22 protein-coding genes are annotated in these 25456 nt (G+C 58.8%); 12 read left to right on the forward strand and 10 right to left on the reverse strand.

The features are described from left to right. Positions 1-27 precede the first annotated feature (27 nt). Positions 28-864, reverse strand: coding sequence for a universal stress protein (locus H5P29_RS16670; protein WP_154383998.1), 837 nt, complete (start codon positions 862-864; stop codon positions 28-30). Between the two features lie 163 nt (positions 865-1027). Here H5P29_RS16670 and H5P29_RS16675 point away from each other — a divergent pair, with 163 nt between their 5' ends. Continuing rightward, the gene (locus H5P29_RS16675; protein ID WP_154383999.1) at positions 1028-1429 is read left to right on the forward strand and encodes a cytochrome c; all 402 of its coding nucleotides are present in this window, start codon (positions 1028-1030) and stop codon (positions 1427-1429) included. 51 nt (positions 1430-1480) lie between these two features. Then, positions 1481-3016 carry a bifunctional aminoglycoside phosphotransferase/ATP-binding protein gene (locus H5P29_RS16680; RefSeq protein ID WP_154384000.1) on the forward strand — a complete coding sequence of 512 codons (1536 nt, stop codon included), beginning with the start codon at positions 1481-1483 and terminating at the stop codon, positions 3014-3016. Between the two features lie 4 nt (positions 3017-3020). Here H5P29_RS16680 and H5P29_RS16685 read toward each other — a convergent pair whose 3' ends face one another. Continuing rightward, a complete protein-coding gene (locus tag H5P29_RS16685; RefSeq protein ID WP_154384001.1) occupies positions 3021-5747 on the reverse strand; it encodes a bifunctional acetate--CoA ligase family protein/GNAT family N-acetyltransferase in 2727 nt (908 codons plus the stop codon). A gap of 128 nt (positions 5748-5875) precedes the next feature. On the opposite strand from H5P29_RS16685, the gene H5P29_RS16690 reads away from it, so the two are divergent. Together H5P29_RS16690 and groL are read left to right on the forward strand one after the other, a co-directional pair. After that, positions 5876-6220, forward strand: coding sequence for a hypothetical protein (locus H5P29_RS16690; RefSeq protein ID WP_154384002.1), 345 nt, complete (start codon positions 5876-5878; stop codon positions 6218-6220). 49 nt (positions 6221-6269) lie between these two features. Then, positions 6270-7892, forward strand: a complete 1623-nt coding sequence (gene groL, locus H5P29_RS16695) for a chaperonin GroEL (protein WP_154384003.1) — start codon at positions 6270-6272, stop codon at positions 7890-7892. Positions 7893-8023: 131 nt separating this feature from the next. Here the strand turns inward: groL and H5P29_RS16700 are convergent, their stop codons facing one another. The 5 genes from H5P29_RS16700 to arcD all read right to left on the reverse strand — a co-directional run bounded on the left by H5P29_RS16700 (position 8024) and on the right by arcD (position 13573). Beyond that, positions 8024-8833, reverse strand: coding sequence for a universal stress protein (locus H5P29_RS16700; protein ID WP_154384004.1), 810 nt, complete (start codon positions 8831-8833; stop codon positions 8024-8026). A 71-nt stretch (positions 8834-8904) separates the two neighbouring features. Further along, positions 8905-9849: a carbamate kinase gene (gene arcC, locus H5P29_RS16705; RefSeq protein ID WP_154384005.1), complete on the reverse strand. Its 945-nt coding sequence runs from the start codon at positions 9847-9849 to the stop codon at positions 8905-8907. A gap of 1 nt (position 9850) precedes the next feature. Further along, positions 9851-10852: an ornithine carbamoyltransferase gene (gene argF, locus H5P29_RS16710; RefSeq protein WP_154384006.1), complete on the reverse strand. Its 1002-nt coding sequence runs from the start codon at positions 10850-10852 to the stop codon at positions 9851-9853. A 12-nt stretch (positions 10853-10864) separates the two neighbouring features. Next, positions 10865-12082 (reverse strand): arginine deiminase, encoded by a 1218-nt coding sequence (locus H5P29_RS16715; protein WP_154384007.1) that lies wholly within the window; start codon positions 12080-12082, stop codon positions 10865-10867. Positions 12083-12103: 21 nt separating this feature from the next. Further along, positions 12104-13573 (reverse strand): arginine-ornithine antiporter, encoded by a 1470-nt coding sequence (gene arcD, locus H5P29_RS16720; RefSeq protein WP_154384008.1) that lies wholly within the window; start codon positions 13571-13573, stop codon positions 12104-12106. 301 nt (positions 13574-13874) lie between these two features. Here arcD and H5P29_RS16725 point away from each other — a divergent pair, with 301 nt between their 5' ends. The 6 genes from H5P29_RS16725 (at position 13875) to H5P29_RS16745 (ending at position 20774) form a co-directional block, all read left to right on the forward strand. Next, positions 13875-15743, forward strand: a complete 1869-nt coding sequence (locus tag H5P29_RS16725) for a heavy metal translocating P-type ATPase (protein WP_154384009.1) — start codon at positions 13875-13877, stop codon at positions 15741-15743. Between the two features lie 26 nt (positions 15744-15769). After that, positions 15770-17041, forward strand: coding sequence for an MgtC/SapB family protein (locus H5P29_RS16730; protein WP_154384010.1), 1272 nt, complete (start codon positions 15770-15772; stop codon positions 17039-17041). Positions 17042-17204: 163 nt separating this feature from the next. Then, positions 17205-17489, forward strand: coding sequence for a hypothetical protein (locus tag H5P29_RS16735; protein ID WP_246670678.1), 285 nt, complete (start codon positions 17205-17207; stop codon positions 17487-17489). Positions 17490-17569: 80 nt separating this feature from the next. Further along, positions 17570-19093 (forward strand): HAD-IC family P-type ATPase, encoded by a 1524-nt coding sequence (locus H5P29_RS32590; RefSeq protein ID WP_246670679.1) that lies wholly within the window; start codon positions 17570-17572, stop codon positions 19091-19093. Then, positions 19024-20172, forward strand: a complete 1149-nt coding sequence (locus H5P29_RS32595) for an HAD-IC family P-type ATPase (RefSeq protein ID WP_246670680.1) — start codon at positions 19024-19026, stop codon at positions 20170-20172. The genes H5P29_RS32590 and H5P29_RS32595 overlap by 70 nt, the downstream gene beginning before the upstream one ends. A gap of 14 nt (positions 20173-20186) precedes the next feature. After that, positions 20187-20774: an NAD(P)H-dependent oxidoreductase gene (locus H5P29_RS16745; protein ID WP_067961420.1), complete on the forward strand. Its 588-nt coding sequence runs from the start codon at positions 20187-20189 to the stop codon at positions 20772-20774. Between the two features lie 115 nt (positions 20775-20889). Here the strand turns inward: H5P29_RS16745 and H5P29_RS16750 are convergent, their stop codons facing one another. The 3 genes from H5P29_RS16750 to H5P29_RS16760 all read right to left on the reverse strand — a co-directional run bounded on the left by H5P29_RS16750 (position 20890) and on the right by H5P29_RS16760 (position 23074). Then, entirely contained in the window at positions 20890-21102 is a 213-nt protein-coding gene (locus H5P29_RS16750) for a hypothetical protein (protein ID WP_154384011.1), read from the reverse strand. Between the two features lie 269 nt (positions 21103-21371). Further along, positions 21372-22403, reverse strand: coding sequence for a zinc-dependent alcohol dehydrogenase family protein (locus tag H5P29_RS16755; RefSeq protein WP_067961424.1), 1032 nt, complete (start codon positions 22401-22403; stop codon positions 21372-21374). 23 nt (positions 22404-22426) lie between these two features. Beyond that, positions 22427-23074, reverse strand: coding sequence for a BON domain-containing protein (locus tag H5P29_RS16760; protein WP_067961426.1), 648 nt, complete (start codon positions 23072-23074; stop codon positions 22427-22429). 205 nt (positions 23075-23279) lie between these two features. Between H5P29_RS16760 and H5P29_RS16765 the strand changes: the two genes are divergently transcribed. Together H5P29_RS16765 and fixJ are read left to right on the forward strand one after the other, a co-directional pair. Beyond that, the gene (locus H5P29_RS16765) at positions 23280-24791 is read left to right on the forward strand and encodes a PAS domain S-box protein (protein WP_067961429.1); all 1512 of its coding nucleotides are present in this window, start codon (positions 23280-23282) and stop codon (positions 24789-24791) included. Further along, a complete protein-coding gene (gene fixJ, locus H5P29_RS16770; protein ID WP_067961431.1) occupies positions 24778-25401 on the forward strand; it encodes a response regulator FixJ in 624 nt (207 codons plus the stop codon). The genes H5P29_RS16765 and fixJ overlap by 14 nt, the downstream gene beginning before the upstream one ends. Positions 25402-25456 lie beyond the last annotated feature (55 nt).

The raw sequence follows: 25456 nt of genomic DNA on the forward strand, positions 1-25456 counted from the left end.
CTCTCCGACCGACCCCGCAGCTTAAGTTCAGCGTGCCATCAATACCGGGATTGAAACGTCTTCCAGGATCGATTTGGTTACGCCGCCGAAGATCTTCTCCCGCAGGCGGGAGTGGCCATATGCGCCCATCACGATCAGTTCAGCGGACATGTCCGAGGCATGCCGCTTCAGCACATCGGCGACTTTTTGCCCTGAACTCGGCAACCTGTCGACCGTGACCTTTGCGCCGTGGCGGGCCAGATAGGTCGCAACATCGGCTCCGGGCTCGTCGCCCTGACGGCCTTCACCCTCAAGCGGATCGACGAGGACCAGATGCACGTCGTCTGCGGCCCTCAGGATGTCGATAGCCTCCCGAACTGCGCGCGAGGCTTCGATGCGCGAATCCCATGCAACCATCACCTTCCTGGGCCGCAGCGTCGGCTTGCTGCCCTCGGGCGACAACAGCATTGGCTTGCCCGACGAGAAGAGCGCACCCTCAATCGTCTTGTCCCTGAGCGTTCCTCCTGACAGCAGATCCGGACCGACGAAGGTCAGATCAGAATATCGCGCGCGCCGTCCGATGATCTCGTCGGCCCAGGCCATTTCAGGATAGGCGTTGGAAACATCCGCCGAAATCGCGGCGCTGGCTAGCAATCGCGTGACCTCGGCCGTCCTCGTATCAAGCCTCTCGAGATCGGCGCGCCGCTCTTCCATCCAGGCATCGGACATCGGCGCTGCGTAGTCGCCAATGGGCGGAGGTGCCGCGAGCGTCACGGCAAGCACGGAAAGATGAGCGTCCACCTCCGCGCACAAGGAGGCGGCCAACTTGATGTCATTGTCGCCGCGGTGGGTGCCGGTAACCGTTAGAATTGTCTTGAAGGCCATGGCTTGAATCCTCAGTCAATTGAAACCAGGTCTTCTGATACCGCCCAGGATCGGAACATTCCTTGCTCTACGTCAATTCGTGAAAGCGCATGTGATTTGATCCGTATCAAGGTTACGCATGACCGGGACATTAGGCTCCAACCCGATGGGCTGAGGTCGCCATATGAAACGCTTGATCACAGTCGCTGTATTGATTTCAGGCAGCTCAATTTCTCTTCATGCTCAAGAGATGAGCTACGGGGAATCTGAGTTTCTAAATTCATGCGCGGCCTGCCATGGAAGTGGCGGGCGGGGCGATGGTCCTTTGGCTGCGGAATTACGAAGCGCACCGACTGACCTGACGCAGCTTGCCGAAAAGAACGGTGAAGAGTTTCCGTATCGGCGTGTGATGGCAACAATTGACGGCCGCTATGTTGTTCCAGGCCATGGCGAGCGCGACATGCCAGTCTGGGGGCAGCAATTCCTTCTAAGCGACAAACGCCTTTATGGTCCGGATGACGGACCCGTCGTGACGCAGGAGAGAATTCACGAGCTGGCAACGTTCATCGAGAGCCTGCAGAGGTGAAAACGAAAGCGTTGCTTCCTGAGGCCACGGGACGGATCGAGGGCATGGATAATGATCACCGATAACCAGGTCGCAGCAGTCGATTTCTTGATGGATGCCACCAGCCATGGTGATCCGCGGCCCGTGGAAATGATTGAGACGCACATTTCCCGCGTTTTCCTTGCAGGAGATCGCGCGTTCAAGATGAAGCGGGCGGTGCAGCTTCCGTACGTGGACTTCTCATCGGCGGATCGTAGGCTTGCTGTTTGTCAGCTGGAGGTGGAACGCAACTCAAAGACGGCACCGGAGCTTTATCTCGGGGTGAGACGGTTGACGCGAAGGCCTGACGGCCGTCTGGAGTTTGATGGAAGGGGAGATCTCATTGACGCTGTGGTCGAGATGCGACGTTTCGATCAATCTGCCTTGCTCGACAAGATGGCAGTGGCAGATGAATTGACACCGCAACTGATGACCGACGTTGCCCATACGATCATTAGATTCCATCGTGATGGGCCTGTGGCCCATGGCTGCGGAGGTGCTGCCAATCTTCAGCGCGTGCTCGACATCAATCTTGCAGGGTTTGGCACGAGCCATGTGTTCTCCAGATCCGAGGTCGAGGAGTTCGATGGCCTCTTCCGGACAGCCCTACAACGGCAGGGGGGCCTGCTAGACAGTCGGGAACGACATGGAAAGGTGCGTCGATGCCATGGCGACCTTCACTTGCGCAACATCTGCCTCTTCCAGGGCAAGCCACGTCTGTTCGACTGCATCGAGTTCAACGACGACATCTCTACCGTCGATGTCCTCTACGACCTTGCGTTTTTGTTGATGGACCTTTGGCATCGGGGGCTGCCCGAGTTTTCTAACCTGGTTGCGAACCGCTATCTCGATGAAGCAGACGATGAGGACGGTTTCGTACTCCTGCCGCTGCTAATGGCAATCCGTGCAGCTGTACGCGCACACGTCACTGCCACGCAGGCTGAAGAAGGCGGGCCCCAAAAGACGCGACTTGCAGCGGATGCACGATCGTACTTCAAGCTCGCGCGTCAGCTTCTGGCCGCTTGCCCGCCCCGTCTCGTGGCGATTGGTGGCCTCAGCGGCTCCGGCAAGACAACGGTCGCAGAAGCGCTTGCAGCGCATATTGGAGCTCCGCCAGGCGCACGCGTCGTCGAAAGTGATCGCATTCGGAAAATCCTTCATGGTGTGGCACCCGAAACCCGGCTGCCTGAAAGGGCCTATGCTCCCGAAGTTTCCGAGCGCGTTTATGCGGAGATGGCCTGGCGTGCAGGACTTATCCTGTCTCAGGGGGCGTCGGTGGTGGCAGATGCTGTTTTCGAGCGTCCGAAAGACAGGAACAGAATGGATCTCTGCGCCACAGAACGGGGGGTGCCGTTTGCGGGATTTTGGTTGGAGGCCGATGCCAACCTGCTTTGGTCGCGGGTGAGCGAGCGAAGTGGGGGCGTGTCAGATGCGACGGTGGACGTGCTGTCGCGTCAGCTTCGCAGGTCGGTAGCCGATGTCGGCTGGCAAAGACTGAATGCCGCCCAGACACCTGCCGGCGTTGTCTCAGACATTCTGGTCGCCACGGATCGCGTGGTTTCCTGCTGAACTGTCAGTCGTTGGCTTCGGCATTCGCGCGAGGTTTCAGCCGCAGCGATGCCCGGCAGAGGCCGGGGTCATCGACTTCATGCTGGATCATAAATCCCAGGGCGCGGCACATCGACAGCATCTTGCGGTTCTCGGCAAGCATCATGCCTTCGATCTTGGAGATTCCGTCCTCACGGGCATAGTCGATAAGCTGGTTGAGCAGTTCCCAGCCGATGCCCTGGGCCTGCAGATCCGTTCGGACGAGCAGCGCATATTCTGCGACGACATGATCCGGGTCGCATGAGAGGCGACCGATGCCGGCAAGCTCGTCACCACCACGCGCAATGACTACGAAGGCTATCTCGCGGTCGTAGTCGAGCTGGGTCATCCGCTTTAGCATCTGGTCTGGAAAATGCTTGCGAGGACTGAGAAATCGTAGCCGCATGTCTTCCTGCGTGACCTTAGCCAGGAATGCCGGATAGAGAGCGACATCTGTCGGCTTGATCGGCCGGATGATGTATCGCTGCCCTTTGACCTCGATGTCTCGCTCCCACTTTGATGGATATGGACGAATGACGAGATCGGCATTGGGTGCGGGATCCTCGATCAACGATGGATCGAACTGGATGCGGGCATCCAGGGCGACCGCTCCCTCGCGATCCGACAACAGAGGATTAATGTCCATTGACTTGATGCAGCGAAAGTCGACGACCAGTCGCGAGACACTGTCCAAGGTACCCAATATGGCGGCTCGATTGGCTGGTTCGCGATCACGATATCCTGCCAACAATCGGCCTGCCCGCGTATTGTCGATGAGATCTCCCGCCAATACGTCGTCGAGCGGAGGCAAAGACACTGCCGTGTCGTCAAGCAATTCAACGGCAACGCCGCCGCTTCCGAACATAATCACAGGCCCGAAGATCGGGTCTTGATGGATGCCTACGAGCAGTTCGTATGCGCTCCGTTTGCTAATCATGGGCTGGACAGTGAAACCGTCCACCGACGTATCAGGCGAAGAGTGCTGTATGCGAAGGCAGATGGCCTCGGCGGCTTCCCGCGCAGCTTCAGCAGAACCCAGGTCGAGAGCCACCCCGCCAACGTCTGATTTGTGAGAGATGTCCCTGGACACAAGCTTGACGACGACCTTGTCGGCACTCAGGAGCATAGCTGCCGCAGCCTTCTCGACATCTGCGGGTGACTTTGCGACTACGGTCTTTGGCGTTGCAATGCCATATGCCGCGATCACCTCCTTCGCTTCGGCCTCCGTCAACGTTTGCCGTCCATCAGCCGCAGCCGCCCGGAAGATTGCTATCGCGTGGGAGCGGTCAGCCATGTAAGCGCTCCCGGACTCCGGCGGCACTCGCATCAATGCGGCCTGGGCTCGCGACCACTCGCTGAGATATGATGCTGCCTGAGCTGCCTCAGCCGGAGTCTCGAAACTCGGGACCCCGGCGTTTTGCAAAAGGTGTCGCCCCTGTCGTGCCGTGCTTTCTCCAAGCCAGCAGGTGATCAACGGCTTTCCGTCTATCTTTCCGCTTCGGGCGATTGAAGAAACGGCCAATGCCGCATCGGTCGAAGAGGCGAGGCCAGTCGGGCAATTTAGAACCATCAGGGCATCTGTTCCGGGGTCGGCTGCGACGGCTTCAATGGCTTCGGCATATCTACGTGGCGATGCGTCACCGATGATGTCTACCGGGTTTCCTTTCGACCAGGTCGACGGCAGACAGGCGTTAAGGCGTTCAACCGTCGCAGGAGCGAACGCAGCGAGTTCACAGCGACGATCAAGCAAGTCGTCGACCGCGAGGACTCCGGCACCACCGCCATTGGTTACGATGCCCAGGCGGGTTTGTTGAAGCGGCCCCAGAAGAGCTAGTATCTCTGCCGCATCGAACAGCTCAATGAGACCGCCGACGCGAAGAATTCCCGCCCGGGTGAAAGCAGCGCTGACCGCGCGGTCACCGCCGGCAAGTGCGCCAGTGTGTGTCATGGCCGCCTTTGCAGCCTGATCATGTCGGCCTGATTTTATCGCGACCACCGGTTTGAGCCGAGCTGCCGCCCGTGCAGCCGACATGAATTTCCGCGGATGGGGGATAGTTTCCAGGTACATCAGGATCGCATGCGTGGACGGGTCACTGGCGAGCAGGTCGAGGTAGTCGCCAACATCAACATCGGCCATGTCGCCCAGGGACACGATGTGGGAAAAGCCGACATTGTTGTCGAGTGACCAGTCTACCAGCGCTGTCACGATCGCCCCGGACTGGGAAAGCAGCGCGATGCCGCCCGGGGACGCATTGCAATGCGAAAAGCTGGCGTTGAGTTTCAGCTTGGGCGTGAGCAAGCCAAGCGTGTTAGGCCCAACTATTCGAAACAGATTGGGCTTTGCGGCCTCGAGCATTGCCTGCTTGAGGCCGTTTTCCACCGTCAGGCCGGCAGTGATTACGACAGCCGCCTTGCTGCCTATGTTGCCGAGATCCCGGACAATGCCTGGAACCGTTTCGGCAGGGGTAACGATCACGCTGAGATCGGGTGCCTCGGGAAGTTCTTTGGCGGTTCGATAGCAAGGTCTGCCCGCGATCTCACGATGCTTTGGATTGACTGGCCAGATCGGTCCTTCGAACCCTCCCTGGACAATGTTCTCTATGACCACCGCGCCTACCGAGCCGGGCCGGGTCGATGCGCCGAATATGGCGATCGATCTGGGATGCAGAACGAATTCCAGGTTGCGGATGGTCAAAGCGACTTCCTCCTCCATGGACCAGTACGGCTCCGCGTTGCAGGACGCATTGCCCTAGATCAATTCCCGATGTCGCCGTTCAGATTGACATGCATCAAGGCTCGTCGGGTCAACCCGTGCTTCATTTGTGAAAAAGGAGGAACCAAATGAACATGCAGTTCACCAAGCGCATGCTGGGGGCGGCAGTCGCGATTGTTGCCCTGGCCAGCGAAGTCCCAGGGACTCTGGCCCAGATGCGTGGCCCGTTGATGTTCCAAGGTCATCAAATGATGTCCGCGGATGAGATGGCCACGATGATGGACCGGATGCGTAGCGCAAAGTCCGACGAGGAATGCGACGCTATCCGGGCCGAGCACCACGAGGCCATGCAGAAACGCGCAGCGGAACTGGGGATCACCCTGCCACAAGACACCGAATGGGAACACATGCCATCCGGATGCGGCACTGGGATGATGGGTGGCAATGCTCAGAAATCGCCGACGACCAAGTGAAGCATGCTGACGGATCCGGCAATCTCCAGACCTTCAAAAGGATCACGCAATGGCTCACAAACAAGTGTTGTTCCGTTCGGAGGCTCGCGAGAAAATATTGCGAGGCGCTGCCCAGCTCGCCGACGCGGTTCGAGTTACACTCGGACCGCGTTCGAAGTCGGTTCTGATCGAGGCAAGATGGGGTCCGCCAATAGTCTGCAATGATGGCGTTACGATCGCCAAAGAGTTCGACCTCAGGGATCCGGAGGAAAATCTCGGAGCCCGGATGCTCAGGCAGGCAGCCGAAAAAACGGGCGAGATGGTGGGTGACGGAACCAGCACTTCGACCATTCTTGCTCAAGCGATGCTCGCTGATGGCGTTCGAAACGTCGTGGCAGGTGCCAGCGCCATCGATATCAAGCGAGGTCTCGATCGCGCTGCGAAAAGAGCGATCGAAGCATTGAAGGCAGCTTCCAAACCGGTTCAGACCCGATGGGAAAGGGAACAGGTCGCTGCGATCTCGGCGCACAATGATGCCGGGATTGGCGAACTGATTGGAGCGGCCATGGAGAAGGTCGGCGATGACGGTGTCATCACCGTTGAAGAGGCAAAGACGACGGAGACAGTCCTCGACGTGGTCGAGGGCATGCAGTTCGACCGTGGTTACCTTTCACCATATTTCGCGACTGATACGGAGAAGATGGAGGCGGTCCTTGAGGACGCGCTTGTAATGGTCGTGGACCGCAAGATTGGTACGCTGAACGATCTGGTTAAGCTTCTCGAGGCCGTGGCCAAGTCCGGCGCGCCCCTTCTGATCGTGGCCGAGGAGGTTGAGGGAGATGCTCTTGCGACGCTCATCGTCAACCACATCCGCGGGACACTGAAGAGCTGTGCCGTCAAGGCGCCAGGTTTCGGCGACAGGCGTAAGGCAATGCTTGAGGACATCGCAGTTCTGACGGGAGGACAGCTCATCTCGGAGCAGTTGGGTATCAAGCTTGAAAATGTCTCGGTCGAGCAACTCGGCCGTGCCCGCCGCGTCGTGTGCGACAAGGAAAACACGACAATCGTAGGCGGCGGCGGAAAGCGCAAGGCAATTGATGCCAGGATCGAGCAGATTCGCCGGGAGATAGAGAATACCACCAGCGATTATGATCGCGAAAAGCTGCAGGAGCGGCTCGCAAAGCTCACTGGGGGCGTTGCGGTAATCAAGGTGGGGGCTCCCACCGAGTCCGAGATGAAATCACGAAAAGAGGCCTTGGACGACGCAATCAGCGCCACCAAGGCAGCTATCGCAGAGGGCATCGTTCCCGGTGGCGGGCTTGCACTCCTGCGCTGTACGACGGCTGTCGAGGAGGAAGAGAAGCTCGTTGACGGGGACGAGCGTACGGGAGTGCAGATCTTGAAACGGGCGCTCGAAACTCCGGTGCGCCAGATAGCGGAGAATTCCGCAGTCGATGGAGGTGTCGTCGTTGCGAGAATGCTGGAAGGGAAAGACAATCTCGGCTTTGACGCTGGTCGCAAGCAGTATGTCGATCTCGTCGAGGCGGGTATCATCGATCCGACCAAGGTCGTGCGCATTGCGTTGGAAAATGCAGTTTCGGTAGCTAGCACGTTGCTGCTGACCGAAGCCACGATGACGGAGATTCCCGAAGAAAAGGGAGTTCGACCGACCGACACGAACATGTCGATGTAGTCGGATGCGCTGACTAATGTTCAGCTGTCAGCGGACGCTCAATAACTGCCGACGAAACTCTTCAACGAAGAAGGACCGAAAGCCGCTCTTCTTGGGCTTTCGATCCGCGCAGCCAGTTGGGCGAAATGCTCTCAACTTGACAAGAACCGATTGAGCCGGGCTTCATCGAGCAATGCGCGCGTGACCCCACCAAACGCCCACTCTCTCAATCGGCTGTGCCCGTACGCGCCCGACACCACGAGGTCAGCACCGCTACGGTCGATGAAATTGAACAACATGAGATATTCATCGGGGCTTTCGATCAATCTTGGCGTGGCTTTGATGCCATGTTCCGCCAGGAAAGCGACTACATTGTTTAGGCCATCTCGAATGACTTGATCTGCCTCAGCCGTCACGGTCACCACCGTCACTTCTTTGGCCGCGACAAGCAGAGGCAGTGCGTCGGCTACGGCGCGTCGGGCTTCGCGTGTGTCCTTCCATGCCACAACGATGCGCTCGGCACCAAACTGCTCCACCTTGTCGCGCACGACCAAAACCGGACGGCCCGCACGAAGAACGACACTCGCGGGACTGGCGTGCTTATAGGAATCTCCGGTAGCCGCGCCCTCTGAAGCCGCCATGACGATGAGGTCCGCTGACTGGGCTGCCTGGACCACTGCATGGGTGGGGTTGGTCAGGCTCTGCCGCCATTCGGTCCGCACCGATCCCGTGGTCAACCGCTCAAACTCTGCCCGCACTTTCGTGAAGCGCTTCTCGATGTTGTCCCGCATCTGTTGCCATGCTTCCGCTGTCATGACCCCAGCCATAGGCAGCGGTGCGTCGGCCCCACAGAGACCGATCAATCTTGCGTCGTGGGATCTCGCGATCTCGATTGCCACCGTCACAATCGGAATGACCGGTCCGTCGATATCGATGTTCACAAGGACGGATTTGTAGCTCATTTCTGCGCCTCGAAATCAGGATCCAACTCGATCTACAATGGCGCAAGCAGGGGTGAACGCCTTGACGCGGATCAATTGACAATCCCTGTCGAAGATGGATTGTGCGCCACGTCATGCGCGTGAACCAGGGTGCCCCTAGTTCCGGCCACGATGGCCGAAGCGTCTTCGAGACGTCCGATTGCGCCAGGCCGACCTGTTGCATGCGCGAACTCGATGGCCGCGGCCATTTTCGGACGCATCGAGCCAGGAGCGAAGTCATCCAGCGAGAGCTCGGAAACACTGACCTGATCGAGGGGGCGAGCGCGTGGCGTACCCCAATTTTCGTAGGCAGCATCTACGTCCGTCAGCATGAGCAAAAAGTCCGCATCAAGCTGTCGCGCCAGCAGGGAAGATGCCAAATCCTTGTCGATGACTGCTTCGATCCCGGCTAGGCTTCCGTCGCTCAGCTCGACTACCGGAATGCCTCCCCCGCCGGCGCAGATAACGGTCACGCCGCCCTCGGTCAGGAAGCTGATCACCTGGACTTCCAGGATTTCAAGCGGTTTCGGCGAGGCAACGACACGCCGCCACTTCTCGCCGTCAGGCGCGATGTGCCAGCCCCGTTCGGCAGCCAGCTTTGTCGCTATCGCCTTATCATACATTGGTCCGATCGGTTTCGTCGGCTTGCTGAAGGCAGGGTCGTGCGGATTGACTTTGACCTGGGTGAGAAGGGTGGCGAAATGCCGATCTCTCATGACGTTGCCAAGTTCCTGTTGAAGAACATAGCCGATCATTCCTGCACTTTCTGCGTCGAGCACGTCCAGTGGAAATGGCTCGCCCGAAGACGCGGCCGCCTGCAGGGCAAGCAGCCCGACCTGCGGACCGTTTCCATGAGTGATCACCAGGGCATGGCCCTGGCTCACGAGGTCGGCGAGTGACCGGGCCGCTCTTCTGATGTTGGCGCGCTGGTTTTCTGCCGTCATCGGTTCGCCTCGCTTCAATAGGGCGTTGCCTCCAAGCGCCACAACGATACGCATTTCAGCTGCCGATCGTTGCCAAGAGGATGGCTTTGATCGAATGCATGCGGTTCTCCGCCTGATCGAACACGATCGAAGCCTCGGACTCGAAAACGGCATTCTCGACCTCCATGCAGTCAATGCCGTATTCGCGTTCGATATGCGCCCCGACCGCCGTCTCGGTATCGTGGAACGCTGGCAGACAATGCATGAACTTCGTGTGAGGGTTTCCTGTCGCAGCCATCAGATCGCGGGTGACCCGAAAAGGTGTCAGCAACTTGATCCGCTCGCCCCAGCCGCCTTCGTCCTCACCCAAAGAAAGCCAAACGTCGGTGTAGATGAAGTCAGCTCCCTTGACGCAGGCCTGCACGTCGTCGTCGATCCTGAACTGGCCGCCTCTTCGTTCGGCCAACTCTTTCACGTGGGCGCAGAAATGATTGTCGGGCCACAGCTCTCGGGGAGACGCGATCCGGATATCCATACCAAGCTTGCTTGCACCTATCGCCAGCGACTGGGCAACATTGTCTCTGCCTTCTCCGACGAATGCGATCGTCATGTCCGAGAGATGTTTGTGGGTGAATTCCCGCATCGTCATGAAATCGGCGAGGATTTGGGTTGGATGCGCTTCGTCAGTGAGCCCGTTGTAGACTGGGACCCCCGCATAGGCCGCCAACAACTCGACCTGGTGCTGACTGTAGCCCCTATACTCGATGGCATCGTACATGCGGCCCAGCACCCGTGCGGTGTCCTTCATCGATTCCTTGTGACCGATATGGCTTCCTGACGGCCCGATGTAGGTAACGTGCGCGCCCTGGTCATAGGCCGCGACCTCGAAGCCCGATCGGGTGCGGGTCGAATCTTTCTCAAAAATCAGGGCGATGTTCTTGCGTGTCAGCCGCGGCTTTTCGGTTCCCGCTTGCTTGGCGGCCTTCAGATCTGCGGCAAGCCGAAGCAGATATCGGATCTCCTGGCCGGAGAAATCATCAAGCGTCAGGACGTTACGCCCATGCAAGTTTACGGGCATGGTGATCTCCTCTTAATTCGGATCTCGAGATATCGGGCACGTCATGCAATGGCCTCCACCGCGGCCGCGGCTCAGCTCGCTGCCTTCGATCGTTATGACCTCGATGCCTGCGCGCCGCAGCTGCGTGTTGGTGTAGACGTTGCGGTCGTAACCGATGACGACACCCGGCTCGATCGCAACGACGTTGTTGCCGTCATCCCATTGCTCTCGCTCGGCTTCGGGTGCATCACCACCAGTTTCGACGATGCGCAGGGTTTTCAGATTGAGCGCCTCTGTGACCACTTCCGTGAAGGGCCTGCGCTCCTCGACAACATCGACGGAATTGATGCCTTCACCTGGGCGCAGCGAAAAAGTCTGAAGCCGCCCGACCACCGCCGGGAACATTGTCGCGAGGTCGCGGTCGCACAAGGTAAAGACAGTATCGAGATGCATGAAGGACCGATCGCGGGGCATAAGCGCCGCGATCACCTGGGTAGCTTCTCCGGCCGAAAAGAGGTTTCGCGCGAGGCCGCCCACGGCTTGTGGAGTGGTTCGTTCGCCCATTCCGACAAGGACCACGCCATTGCCGATAGGCATGACATCGCCGCCCTCCAGACTCACATTTGGACCGGGCTTGTCTGGCGAAACAAAGGGCACGCCGGCGGCTCGAAAACGCTGATGGAAACGATAGACCGCTTCGACATTGACTGCCTCCGGCTTGCGCGCTGGCCAATGCATCGGATTCACCGACACGGACCGATAGATCCAGCAGGAGCTGTCGCGAGTGAAAAGTTGGTTGGGCAGCGGAGGCAGTACAAAGTCTTCTGCAAGCAGTGTCTTGCCCGTCAGGCCAGCGGGGTCGAACGGCAGTTCGGTGCGAGTTATTCCGCCCACAAGAAGCGATGAAAGCTGCTCTGCGGGCATGGGGTCGAGCCAGCCACGAAGCTCGCTGACCATGTCATGGCCAACCACCGACGCGTCCACCCTGCGGTCGAGCAGCCAGTCGCGGGCTTCAGGGATTGCCATAGTCTCGGCCAACAGCTCACCGAAGAGGTGCACGGTCACGCCGCGCTCGCGGAGCGAATCCACGAAAATGTCGTGCTCCTGACGTGCGCGCCTGACCCATAGTACGTCATCGAACAAAAGCGCCTTGCAGTTCCCTGGTGTGAGACGGCGGAGGCTGAGGTCAGGCCGATGCACGATGACTTCGCGCAACCGACCGGTTTCGGAATGAACGCCGAGTTCGGCCATAGCTAAACCTTTCGGAATGGGTCAGAGCGCGCTCACCGCACCCGTCCACATCTGGTACGCCGCATAGATGGCGACCCCGACCAACATGGCGGCGATCGCAGCTTCCGCAGGTCGAAAGATCCGTTGGCTGTTTTCCCGACGTGCCCAGACGTAAAAGACGATCCCTGGGGCGTAGAGCACAGCGCACATGAACAGGTACGAAAGCCCGGCGGCATAGACGAGCCACAGCCCGTATGCCGTGGCCAACAGCCCCATAAGCATAGGCGCATTACGGTTTTCGCTGGCACCATAGCTGTCGCCTTGTATCGCCAGCTTTGCGGCGTAAGCACCAGAGAAGATATAGGGGACAAGGATAGCCGTCGAAGCGATGAAGAACAAAGCTTGGTAGGTGCTCTGCGCAAACAGCGTAATAATGAGGAAGGCTTGCACCAGAATGTTGGTCACGAAGAGCGATACGGACGGAACGCCACGGTCGTTTTCATGACCGAAGAAGGCCGGCATGGTGCCGTCTTTACCCGCGATATGCGGCACCTCAGCTGCGAGCAACGTCCAGCTCAGGAATGCGCCGACCACTGAAACAACCAATGCCAGATTGATAAGTATGGCACCCCACGGACCGACCACGGCCTCTAGAACGCCTGCCATCGAGGGGTTCTTCAGTGCAGCCAGTTGCGGCTGACTGATGATGCCGAGCGACAACAGGGACGCCAGTGCGTAGAGGGCAAGGCAGGCTAGGAAGCCAAAGACGGTGGCCTTGGCAATGTCCCTGCGCTTCTCGGCGCGAGCCGAGAAGACACTGGCGCCTTCGATGCCGATGAATACCCACAACGTCACCAGCATCGTGCTCTTCACCTGGTTCATGATTGAACCGAGGCTGGTATTCCCAAGCCCAGTGAAGTCGGCATTGAATACGTCCACCTTGAATGCCACGACGACGATGCCGATGAACAGGACGATGGGAGCGATCTTGGCTGCCGTCACGATCAGGTTGACGAGTGCAGCTTGCCGAACGCCAGCCATGATGAGGAAATGGATTGCCCACAGCAGGGCTGATGCGCCTACTACGGCCTGCCATGTGTTTCCATCGCCGAAGGCAGGAAAGAAGTAGGAAAGTGCGCTGAATACGATTACAGCGTATGAAACATTGCCGACCCAGGCGCTGATCCAATAGCCCCAGGCGCTGTTAAAGCCGACGAACGGTCCGAACCCTGCTTTTGCATAGGCATATGGCCCGGCATCAAGTTCTGGCTTGCGGGTCGCAAGAGACTGATAGACGAACACCAATGCCAGCATGCCGATGGCGGTAATGGCCCAGCCAATCACAATGGCAAGAGGACCTGCGCCAGCGGCCATGTTTTGCGGCAGGCTGAACACCCCGGATCCGACCATCGAACCGATGACAAGGGCCGTCAATGGGCCCAGGCGCAGCTTGGTCCCGTTTGCTGTCGCGGCGGCGGAGTTAGGTGCGGAAGAGATGTCTGTGGCAGCCATGGTGCGTCTCCCAAAGTGCAGACCAATTGCTGGCAGAGTGCGCTGCAATTGGCCGTTCGGCTTTGACGCGCGTCAATCGCTGGAGAGCAGTGTTTTGGTTTGAGGTCGGAGCGAGCGCGGATCCAAATTGACGTGGATCAAGGCGCTTGCGCAACGCTCCGATAGTCAAACCGAAGGTAGCGTCCTCTCGGACGATCTTGTCGCAATGTGACTCGAACGTATGCGGGACGCGGCTGCCGTCTGAAGTCGGAATGGCGACGGCAGACTCGTACCTGTTGTCGTGCAAAGCGATCGAGGGAACATGCCCGTCAACGAACCCTTGCTCAGAAAGATCTTACTGGCGATCGCCGTTTTAGGGCTCGCCGCTGGGTTTGCGACACATTTTCAGCTCGGCATGGAAAATCTGGCTGACAGCATTTGGGCCTTCGCAAGCGCCCCGGTGATCGCCGCCCTCGCACTCTCCATTGGCCGAGATCTGTGGGCTGGTCGTTTTGGTGTCGATGCCATTGCTCTTGTGTCAATGAGTGCGGCGCTTTGGCTCGGTGAGGATTTGGCCGCAATAGTTGTCGCGATCATGTACATGGGGGGCAATGTCCTTGAGGACTATGCTCGTGGTCGTGCCCAAAGTGACCTGAAGGCCTTGACTGACCGGTCACCGAGGATTGCGCACCGCCGCCGCGGCGAGGTCCTCGAGAGCATTTCAATCGAGAGCGTCTCGGTTGGAGACGATTTGATGGTTCGGGCCGGCGAGGTGCTGCCCGTCGATGGCGTGCTGCTCGATGATGACACCAGGATCGATGAGTCCGCCATCACCGGGGAGCCGTTCTTAAAGGCATGCAAGCAAGGAGATGCAGTCCGCAGCGGCACAGTGAACGCAGGAGAAATGTTTCACATGCGCGCCACTGCCGTCGCAGCGGAAAGCACCTATGCCGGCATCGTCAGAATGGTCGAGGCGGCTCAGACTGCCAAAGCACCATTCATCCGCATGGCCGACCGATTTGCATTGGTGTTGTTGCCCCTCACGCTGATCGTGGCAGCTGCCGCGTGGCATGTTTCAGGTGACCCAGTGCGAGCACTCGCCGTCCTGGTCGTGGCAACACCGTGTCCGCTCATTCTCGCGGCGCCGATCGCTTTCATAGCCGGAGTCTCCCGCGCGGCACGTCAAGGTGTTCTGATGAAGGGCAGCACGGCGCTGGAAGCCCTCGCAAAAGTGAGGACTGCCATCTTCGACAAGACAGGCACACTCACCCATGGCGGCGCTCAACTGATCGAGATGCAAATTGCCCCGGGAAGAGACGAAGATGAACTTCTAAGTTTGTTGGGTTCCCTGGAACAGGCATCTCACCACGTTCTCGCCTCAGCGATCGTTGCCCTCGCTAGAAACAGGGGGCTCACCTTGACGCGCCCTGATAGCGTTTGTGAGCATAGAGGATCGGGGTTGATCGGAACCATTTCAGGAATCAGGGTCTCCGCTGGTTCCCGGTCCCTAATCTTGGCGGCTTCAGCGCCCCCGGCTTGGGCGGAACGGGTGGTGTCCCGATATCAGGGGCATCCGGTTCTTGTTGTGTACATGGCTGTCGAGGGCCGCCTTGCGGCGGTCTTGGTTCTTGGCGACGGCCTTCGGGCGGATGCTGTTTCGGCCGTGACCCGGCTTCGGAATGCCGGCGTGAGGCGCAGCATAATGCTGACAGGCGATGATGCAGATGCCGCCAATCGGATAGCGGCCACTCTCCCGCTGGACCTCGTCGTTGCGGACGCGTCACCCGCTGACAAGGTGGCTGTTGTAAATGCCGAGAGCAGCAAGGCAGCTACCATGATGGTCGGCGACGGCATCAACGATGCTCCAGCACTAGCGATGGCCACAGTGGGTGTTGCGATGGGTGCTCGCGGAGCAACAGCCTCATCCGAGGCTGCAGATGTGGTCGTCCTGACAGACAGCTTAGGGGCTGTGGCGACGGCGGTTGAAATCGCGAGCCGGACTACCATGATCGCAAGACAAAGCATCGTGGCTGGCATCGGGCTATCTGCATTGGCGATGATCGCCGCGGCCTTTGGCTTTCTTTCGCCTGTCTCTGGGGCGCTTCTTCAGGAGGCGATAGACGTTGCGGTCATCCTCAATGCTTTGCGGGCACTCGGCGACCATGGGAAACGCAAAATGGGATACCAATGACAAGCCGCGTTGACAGCAGGTGACCAATGGATGGTGCCATAGCACGTCTCGGACTCGCGCTGGCGATCGGGCTCCTGGTTGGCCTCGAGCGTGGGTGGCAAGAACGGAACGAGCCTGATCGAAGCCGCACTGCAGGCATTCGGACATTCGGGATTTCTGGGCTTCTTGGTGGTGTTATCGCTGCCCTCAGCCAAGCCGTACAAGCGCCGGCATTGCTGGTTGCGGGCTTCCTTGGATTTGCCGCCGTTCTGTCTTGGTACAAAGCGCGGGAGGCGGCACATGACGAGGACTTCAGCGTCACCGGGGTCGTGGCGGGCCTGGGGGTTTTCTCACTGGGGGCCTTGGCTGTTGTGGGCGACTACCGTGCCGCGGCAGCTGGTGGCGGCGTTTTGGCTGCGACCCTAGCAAGCCGGGAGGTTCTGCACGGGCTGCTTCGGCGACTGACTTGGATCGAGTTGCGCTCGGCACTTGTGCTAGCCGTCATGACTACAGTCGTGCTGCCACTGTTGCCCGACAAGGCGGTTGACCCATGGGGAGGTTTCAATCCTCGCGAGGTTTGGGTCTTCACCATTCTAATCGCCGGGATCTCGTACGCGGGCTATGTCGCCGTACGCATTCTCGGAGCCAGGCGTGGTCTGGTCGTCAGTTCCGTGACAGGCGCTGTCGTTTCTTCGACAGCAGTCACCATAGCCTTGGCTCGCTCCGCCAGGACTTCAGGAGGCGTGCTAACATTGGTTGGAGCAGCGTGTCTTGCAGCAGCCGTCTCCATCATTCGAGTGGTCGTCGTGGTCCTTGTCCTGGAGCCGAGTGTGGCCGGGCTCATTGCAACATCAGCCCTCGCTGCCGCTGTCGGGTTCGGCTGCGTGGGTGGCTTCTTCTTGTCAGCCTACGGTGATCAGAAGGTCGATAGCAATTTGGTGCGCAATCCGTTCGAACTCTACCCATTGCTTGCGTTTGCAGTCCTCTTTTCAATTGCGTCGGTAGCAAGTGCATGGACGGCAGGCTTGATTGGAAGCAGAGGGGTGCTTGCGGTCTCGACGCTTTCCGGCCTCTTCGACGTCGACGTTGCCGTACTGAGCGCTCTTCGCCTGGTGGCGGGGCCGACTTCCACTCAGACTGCTGCTTGGGCTGTGCTGGTGGCACTTGCGGCGAATGCGTTGGGGCGCATAGGAATGGCTGCGATTGCCGGACCTGGTCGTTTTGCCGGAGGCCTGCTTCTGGCGACGCTCATAGCCATGGCGTTAGGCGCGGCTGTCTTTTTCCTTACGGGTGCCATGTCCTGGTCGTCGTCAATTTGACGCGGATCAATGCCGTCCCGCGGGATCGAGCGCTATGTCAGGGCAAATAGAGGATTGCGCTATGACCTCGTTGGCAGATTTGACACCTGGCTTTCGGAACGTGCGGCTGCTTCTGGCCCGCGAAAAGGGACATCCCATCGGGGATCGAGAGGTCGGATACGATTTGCTTGTCCCACTCGATGCTGAAGGTCGGCTTGATGCTGCCGACTGGAAGACGCACCAGGCGTTTTGCCGCGTCCGAAAGTTCGGCGACGGGAGCGAAGACCGCATAGGATTGCTGAGGCGCAAGCCGGGCGGGCAGTGGTATTTCGACTATTCTGAAGGCGACCGCGACGATGAGATCGGCTTTCGCCTGAACGACGAACGTTTCACTGTCGGCGAATACGTCTCGATCGGACGAAAACAAGCCATGCATACCTACCAGGTCGCCAGGGTCGAGCGGCCGTGACACCTCAGTTGGCCGTCCGGCTGTTCTGTTAGTGGTCCCCTCTGACATCTGGAATACCCTCGAAGGGGCGAGGCGAGCCGATGAAGCCGCAGCGTGATCCCTATTGGTCGATGCCGCTGGTGGAGGTCATGACCGCGCTGGGCACGAACCCAAGCGGTTTGACCACCGCGCAAGCGAACCAAAGTCGTGCGCTTCACGGAATCAACGCCATTCAAGGTCGCTCGGGGGGAGAGGCTCTCCGCCTGGTGCTTCGGCAAGTCCGCAGCCCTTTGGTGCTCATACTCATGTTTGCCGCGGCAGTGTCGTCTCTGATGGGAGAGGCGCAAGAAGCGATTATTATCTGCCTTATACTGTTGGCGAGTTGTGGCCTGGGCTTCACGCAAGAATACGGCGCGTCCAAGGCCGCATTGGCCCTGAAGCGTCAATTGCTTCGAAGAGTCAGGACTTTGCGCGATGGTATCGAGACCGACGTTGCCGTAGATGAGGTCGTCCCCGGCGATCTTCTCAAGTTATCCGCTGGGGACATGATTGCTGCCGACGGCCTCATCGTCGATGCCCGAGACTTCAACGTCAGTGAGGCGGTCCTGACTGGCGAATCCTTTCCCGTCCTGAAAAGCATGGGAGTAGTCGGGGCAGAAACGCCGCTGGGGCAACGGACGAATTCTGTCTTCACAGGGACATCCGTCCGCAGTGGCACGGCTACCGTACTCGCCGTCGCAACAGGAAGCGCCACAGAGTTCGCAGCCATCGCCGATGCAGTCGAGAGGCGGGTGGAGGAAAGCGGCTTTGCCAAGGGGATCCGGCGATTCGGATACCTCATGACCGAGGTGATGCTGGCGATTGTGATCGTCGTATTTGTGGTCAACCTGTTGCTCCACAGACCGTTGGCAGAATCGCTGCTCTTTTCTCTTGCACTGGCGGTCGGCCTTACCCCGGAACTGTTGCCTGCGATCATCAGCGTGACGCTCGCTCGTGGGGCCGCGGTCATGGCCAAGAATGGCGTGATCGTCCGACGGCTCGAGGCAATTGAGAACCTGGGCAGCATGGATGTCCTGTGTACCGACAAGACGGGGACATTAACCGAAGGAGCCATTCGGCTTGACCGATGGGTAGATTCGCGTGGGCGGCCATCCGATCAACTGCTTGCTTGGGCGAAACTGAACGCGTCGCTCCAGACTGGGATCAAGAATCCACTCGACGAAGCGATCGTCGATGCCGGCACTCAGGAGCAGCAGCCCCTGGGCGGGCAAGAGTTCAAGCTCGACGAGATTCCCTACGACTTCGCCCGCAAGCGCCTGTCCGTTATCGTCCGCAGAGCCGAAGGCGGCTCGCTGATGATCTGCAAGGGTGCGGTCCGGACGATGCTGGATGTGTGCGGGACTGAGACAGACGGACACACGGCTGAAAAACTCTCCGATCAGCGTCGGGCCGATATCGATGACCAGGTTCGGTCGTGGAGCGAACAGGGCTTTCGCGTTATTGCCCTGGCTGTCCGTCAGTTTCTGAAGACTGAGGTTTCACCCGCGGTGATGAAATGGATCTCACGCTCGCGGGCTTTCTACTATTCTTCGACCCTCCAAAGGAGAGTTCGGCTGACGCACTGAAGGAACTCGCCAATCGCGGCGTGTCCGTTCGAATGATCAGTGGCGATGACCGACACGTTGCCAGGCATCTTGCCAAGGCAATAGGCCTAGCCCCCGACGCGATATTGACCGGCGGCGAACTGGTTCACATGACGAAGGAAGCCTTGTTCGCGCGTGTCGAAGACATCGACATTTTTGCCGAGATCGACCCCAACCAGAAGGAACGGATCGTCGAAGCATTCAAGAGACGAGGCCGGATTGTCGGCTACCTCGGGGATGGCATCAACGACGCGCCGGCACTCCACCAGGCCGATGTCGGCATCTCGGTGGATCAAGCCGTCGACGTGGCGCGCGAGGCGGCCGATATCATTCTGCTCGAACGGGACCTTGGGGTTCTCATGTTGGGGATCGACGACGGTCGAAAGACCTTTGCCAACACAATGAAGTACATCGCCATCACGACAAGCGCGAACTTCGGCAACATGATCAGCATGGCCATCGCGTCGCTTTTCCTGCCTTTCCTCCCCCTCTTGGCGAAGCAGATTCTGCTAAACAACTTTCTTTCCGATCTCCCGTCTTTGGCGATCGCAACCGACAATGTCGACATAGATGAAACCAGGCGGCCGAGGAGATGGGACATCTCCTTCATTCGCTGCTTCATGATCCGTTTCGGTTTGGTCAGTTCCCTGTTCGACGCGGCAACGTTCGCCTTCCTATTGTTTGTGGTTCACGCCGACGCTTCGGTGTTTCAGACCGGTTGGTTCACTGAATCGTTACTCACCGAACTTGCCATCGTTCTGGTCATTCGGACCCACAAGCCTGCTTGGGCAAGCCGTCCCAGTCGGATGCTTGTCTCGCTTACGATCCTCGTCGGTGCCGTTGCGGTTAGTCTGTCCTATTCGCCCGTGGCCGCCTGGTTTGGGTTCGTGCCTCTGCCTTTAACAACCATGGGCGGACTGCTCTACATCACCCTTGCATATGTGATGGCGACGGAGTGGTTGAAGGTCCGGTTCTTCGCGACTTCTGGCATTTCTAACACTGGCCTGCACACTCCGACGAAGCGTGCCCTTGTTGGCGGATTGGCGAGCAGGTCGCAGTGAACGGAGTTGTCTCGATGGCTCGACGTATCCTCATTGTAATTGGTCACCCGGATCCTTCCCCCGATCGGTTTTGTCGCGTGCTTGCGAAAGCGTATGCTGCCGCGGCGGAGAGCGCGGGCCATCAGATCCGTGAGATCGATCTGGCGATCACAGACTTCCCGCTGTTGAGGACCGCCGAAGAGTTCGAGCACGGTATCGTCCCTGAACCATTGCGAGCGGCTACCGACGCGATCGTCTGGGCTGAACACTTAGTGTTCGTATTCCCTTTGTGGCTTGGCACCATGCCTGCACTGCTCAAAGGATTCCTCGAGCAGACGATGCGGCCAGGAGTGGCCTTCCAGTACCCGGAAAATAAGGGAATGCTGACCGAACCTCTCCTGCGAGGCCGATCCGCTCGGATCGTGGTGACCATGGGAATGCCGTCGATCTTCTATCGGCTATGGTTCCTCAACCACGGGATCGCTGGCATGCGCCGAGGGATCCTGAATTTCGTGGGGATCAAGCCCGTATATGAAACCTTGCTCGGGCCTGTGGGGGGAAGTCTGGAGCGGCGGAAGAAATGGATCCGGAAGATCGAAAGCCTTGGCATAGGCGCTCGATGAACTCCGCTAGGGGCCAGCCCAGTCCTCGGATGTTTCTTAGCCTGTGAGTAGTCCGTCGAGATGGCCAATCTACGTCGTGCCAGTTCGGAATAGCTGATCGTCACTCGTGGGTGCCTCATATTTCCACGTCGTGACGTTTGTGGCGACGTATCAGATTTATGACCTTCCCCCTCACGTCCTTCTTCGCGTCCTCTTTGACAAACTCCATGAGGTCGTCGACCATTTCAACGATCTTGTCATGGTCTTTTGCGTGGGGGGCCGTCAAGTAATGCCCATGCCGATATAGATTGTCCGAAAGCCTCTTGTTGATCTTGTCGAAGATGCTCATCAGTGGGTTTCCTATCCGGGAAGACATGTCGCGCATCAAGTTGCGGTCCCAAATGCTAAGGCGGTGCAAAATATCTAGCGCATGCTCGGGTGGTGGCTGATCACGGCACGTCCTGCACTTTGGTTCACGGAACCTCTGCGATGTAGATGAGGCCGCCGGGATCGATCCATTCACCCGTATGCAAGCATAAGACATCCAGGCATTCGCCGACGTCGCGCGGGGCGAGGCCATCGTAACGGTAGCGCATTCCCCAAGCGTCGATAGCTGTCTCACAGATTGGCCCGTCGGCGAGGTATCCAATGCCGGGCAGAAATTGGCCAAGGCGTTAGGACTGCAGCCCCACTGAGCTTTCCCGACCTAAGGTCGTCTAGTGCGGTGTTGGCTTCTTGGAGCGGATAGGCGGTGGTGCGGGCATGAATTTTCGCCTGCTCAGCGATTGAAAAGAACTCCTGGCCATCCCCACGCGTCAGGTTCGCCACCGAAACGAGTTCGCGCTCCCCCCACAAGACTTTGTACTCCATGGCGGGGATGTCACTCATGTGTATGCCGCCACAGATAACGCGCCCGCCTTTGCGAACCAGAGTGAGCGCCCTGGGCACAAGTGTACCAACCGGTGCAAAGATGATCGCCGCGTCAAGTTCTGCCGAAGGCTGATCTCCCGAACTGCCCGCCCACGCGCAGCCAAGCTGGCGGGCCAAGCCCTGGGCGGTCACGTCTCCCGGTTTGGTGAAAGCAAAGACTTCCCGTTTTTGCCAGACCGCAACCTGGGCGATGATATGAGCGGCCGCGCCGAAACCAAAGATCCCGAGACGCTTAGCGTCTCCCGCCTTTTTCAGGCATCGCCACCCGATAAGCCCAGCACATAACAGAGGGGCCAGCGCCACCGGATCGGCAAGGGGGTCGAGCTCGAAGGCATAGTCGATGCCAACCAAGACATGGGTCGCGAAACCACCGTCCAGTGTGTAGCCTGTGAACTCAGCTGCATCGCACAGGTTCTCGCGACCCGTGCTGCAATAGAGACAGGTGCCGCACGTTCGAGCCAGCCAAGGCACGCCGAATCGACGGCCGAGCATAGAACTGTCGACATCCGATCCGACTAGGTCGGCAATGCCGACGATCTCGTGCCCCGGGATCAACGGCAGCTTCGGATTTGGCAGGTCTCCGTCGATAACATGGAGATCGGTTCGGCATACGGCGCAGGCTTCGACACGCAGTCGAATCTGCCTGGGCCCGGGGGCAGGGGGCGTCCTTTCGACAAGCCGAAGCGGCTGGCCCGCATGTTCAAGCAACATTGCCTTCATTACTGCAGCCTCCCGATACGACCTCAGCTCACTGAAATTCGGTCGTCGACCTGGGTAACTCCGGGGATAGACCATGCTGCGCGTTCGGCCGCCATGCGCTCCGACCATGTGCGGACGTGACCCTCAAGCCGGACGGTTCCATCGGACACCGAGACCTGGATCGCTTGAGCTTCGATTTCAGCGCTGCGTACCAAGGCCGACTTGATCTTCTTGCTGACATCGGCCGATGTCAGGTGCGGCTTGATTTCAATGTTGTTGGAGATGCCGACCACGCCGCCCAAGCGTTGCACCACGTCAGTTGCCGCGGTCTTCTGATACTGCCAAGCGACGGTGCCAGTAAGGGTTACCCAGCCACGCTGAACCATGACCTGGACTGCGTTCTCAGGAATTGTCGTGTTCCATGCAAGGATAGTAACCGCTCGCCTCGCGATCTCGTCGTCAGCAGTGGCGTGGGCACCGAAAGGCCGGACTTCAATCTCCTGAGCGACCCCCCTGACCCCCTTTACACGTCGAACAGCTCCCTCTGCCGCAGCCTTCTGAGCATAGGTCGAAACATGCCCAGTCAGAGTGACGACACGGTGATCAACAGCCACTCCGATATGGGCTGCATTGATGCTGGGTTCGAAATCCAGTTCGTCGAGGACATCTTGTCTGAGTACGATATCGGACATCGATCGAACTCCTTGTTGTCGCAGCAAATGCAGGAAACCAGTCTCTGCCAGAGCTCTTCTGCCGCATTGATCCTTGTCAAATTTAGGCGAGCAACCATGTCACGGGTGCAACCCGTAGCCCTTCGCGATCGATGGATGTATAAGAAAACCAGGGTGAAGGACCGCTTTCCAGCGGGTCCGGGTGAGGCAACATCGGGAAGTGGTCATGGCCGAGGATGCCATTTCCAAAGCGTTCCACAAAGTAAGGTTCCCTTTTATTTACAGTGGGGGAAAAGCATACCTTTTTGCCTGTTCAATCGTGGCATTCGCATTCTTGGCACGTATTCTCCTCCATGGCTTTCTGGCTGACAGCGCCACTTTCATACTCTTCGTCCCGGCAATTCTCATGGCTGCGATGATAGGTGGCGCAGGCCCCGGGCTAGTTTCCGTCGTCCTGTCCGTTGTTGGCGCTTTCTACATTGGTGGGCTCAAGCTGGAGGGCAACACTGGTGTCGGTGCGCTGCTGGTTTTCACCCTCGTTGGGTTCGCGCTGGCGGCAATGGGTGAACTCCTGCACCGAGCCTGGACCGCTAATGAGGAAACGAAGCACAGGCTCGTTGAGCGCGAGGCCCATCTCAAGTCGATACTGGACACCGTCCTCGACGCTTCGGTTGTCATCGAAAGAGATGGAACCATCGTTTCCTTCAACACGGCAGCAGTCAGGCAGTTCGGCTACCTGGAAGAGGAAGTCAGGGGCAAAAATGTTCGAATCCTCATGCCGGAGCCGTATCGAAGCGGTCACGATGGCTTCATCCGCAGGTACCTGACCACTGGCGAGAAGCGCATCATCGGGGTCGACCGGGTGGTGGTCGGCCGCAGGAAGGATGGCTCCACGTTTCCGATGACGCTTGCGGTGGGCGAGATGAAATCCGGCGACAAGATCTATTTCACCGGCTTCATCAGGGATCTGACCGAACGAGAGGAATCTGCAGCTCGCCTCCAGGAGATTCAAGGCGAACTTGCCAGGCTTGCCCGCCTCAACGAGCTGGGCGAAATGGCTTCCACGCTTGCACACGAACTCAATCAGCCGCTGTCGACAATTGCAAACTACACGCAAGGGTCAATCCGCATGCTGCGCGAACGCCCAGAGCAAGCGGCTTCCCAGCTTCCAGAGGCGTTGCAAGAGATTGCGACGCAATCGCTACGAGCGGGAGAGATCATTCGCCATCTGCGCGAATTCGTGATGCGCGGGGAGACCGAGAAAGCGCCCGAGGACATTCATAAGCTTGTCGAAGAGGCAGGCGCTCTGGCCCTGATGGGGTCAAGAGAGCGAGGCGTTCGCTCAGTCTTTGATTTCGGGCCCGGAACAGGGATGGTGATGGTTGACAGAGTGCAGATCCAGCAGGTGCTCACAAATCTCATGCGCAACGGCATTGAAGCCATGCGCGATAGCGACACACGGCTGCTCACCGTGCGGACAGCTTCTGGGAACCCGGGCGAAGTGGCCGTCGAAGTTTCCGACACTGGGCCTGGCATCCCCGATGAAATCGCTGCACGCCTTTTCCAGCCCTTCGTCACCACCAAGGCCAGCGGCATGGGCATTGGCCTCTCCATTGCCAAACGCATCGTTGAGGCCCACGGTGGCGAGCTGAGCATGCGGATGAACGCCCATGGCGGGGTCACTTTCCGCTTCACCTTGCCTGCTTTTGAACAGGAGACGATCGATGGACAAGGGTGAGAGCGTCGTCCACATCGTCGACGACGAGGAACCGGTCAGAAGGTCTCTGGCATTCCTGCTTACCATGTCCGGATACACTGTGCGCCAGCACGAGTCTGCCTTGGCGTTCCTGTCTGCGGCACCAACCATCCGCAATGGCTGCCTGGTGACGGACCTTCGCATGCCTGACGTAGATGGGATCGAATTGCTTCAGCGGCTCCGCCAGCTATCCTGCGCCATTCCCGCGATCGTCATCACGGGACATGGCGACGTTCCACTTGCCGTCGAAGCCATGAAAGCAGGAGCTTTCGATTTCATCGAAAAGCCGTTCAAGGACGATGTCCTGATCTCGGCCGTAGACCGGGCCATCGCCAGCCTCGGAAGGCAGGCCGTTCACGAGGACATATCTGCCATTCGTTCACGCGTGGCGCTGTTGAGCGAACGCGAGCGCGAGGTCTTCGCCGCCGTTGTTGCGGGCCTCCCCAACAAAACGATCGCCTACGATCTCGATATCAGTCCTCGAACCGTCGAGGTTCACCGGGCAAGCGTGATGTCCAAAATGGAAGCGCGAAGCCTTCCCGAACTGGTGAGAATGGCCATCGAAGCGGGACTTGGTGCCAGGCAGCATTAACAGCCCCCAAACCATCACGTGACTACGTATTATCCCCTAGTGACATAACCGAATT

The sequence above is a fragment of the Aminobacter sp. MDW-2 genome, from assembly GCF_014250155.1.
GTDB classification, from domain to species: domain Bacteria; phylum Pseudomonadota; class Alphaproteobacteria; order Rhizobiales; family Rhizobiaceae; genus Aminobacter; species Aminobacter ciceronei.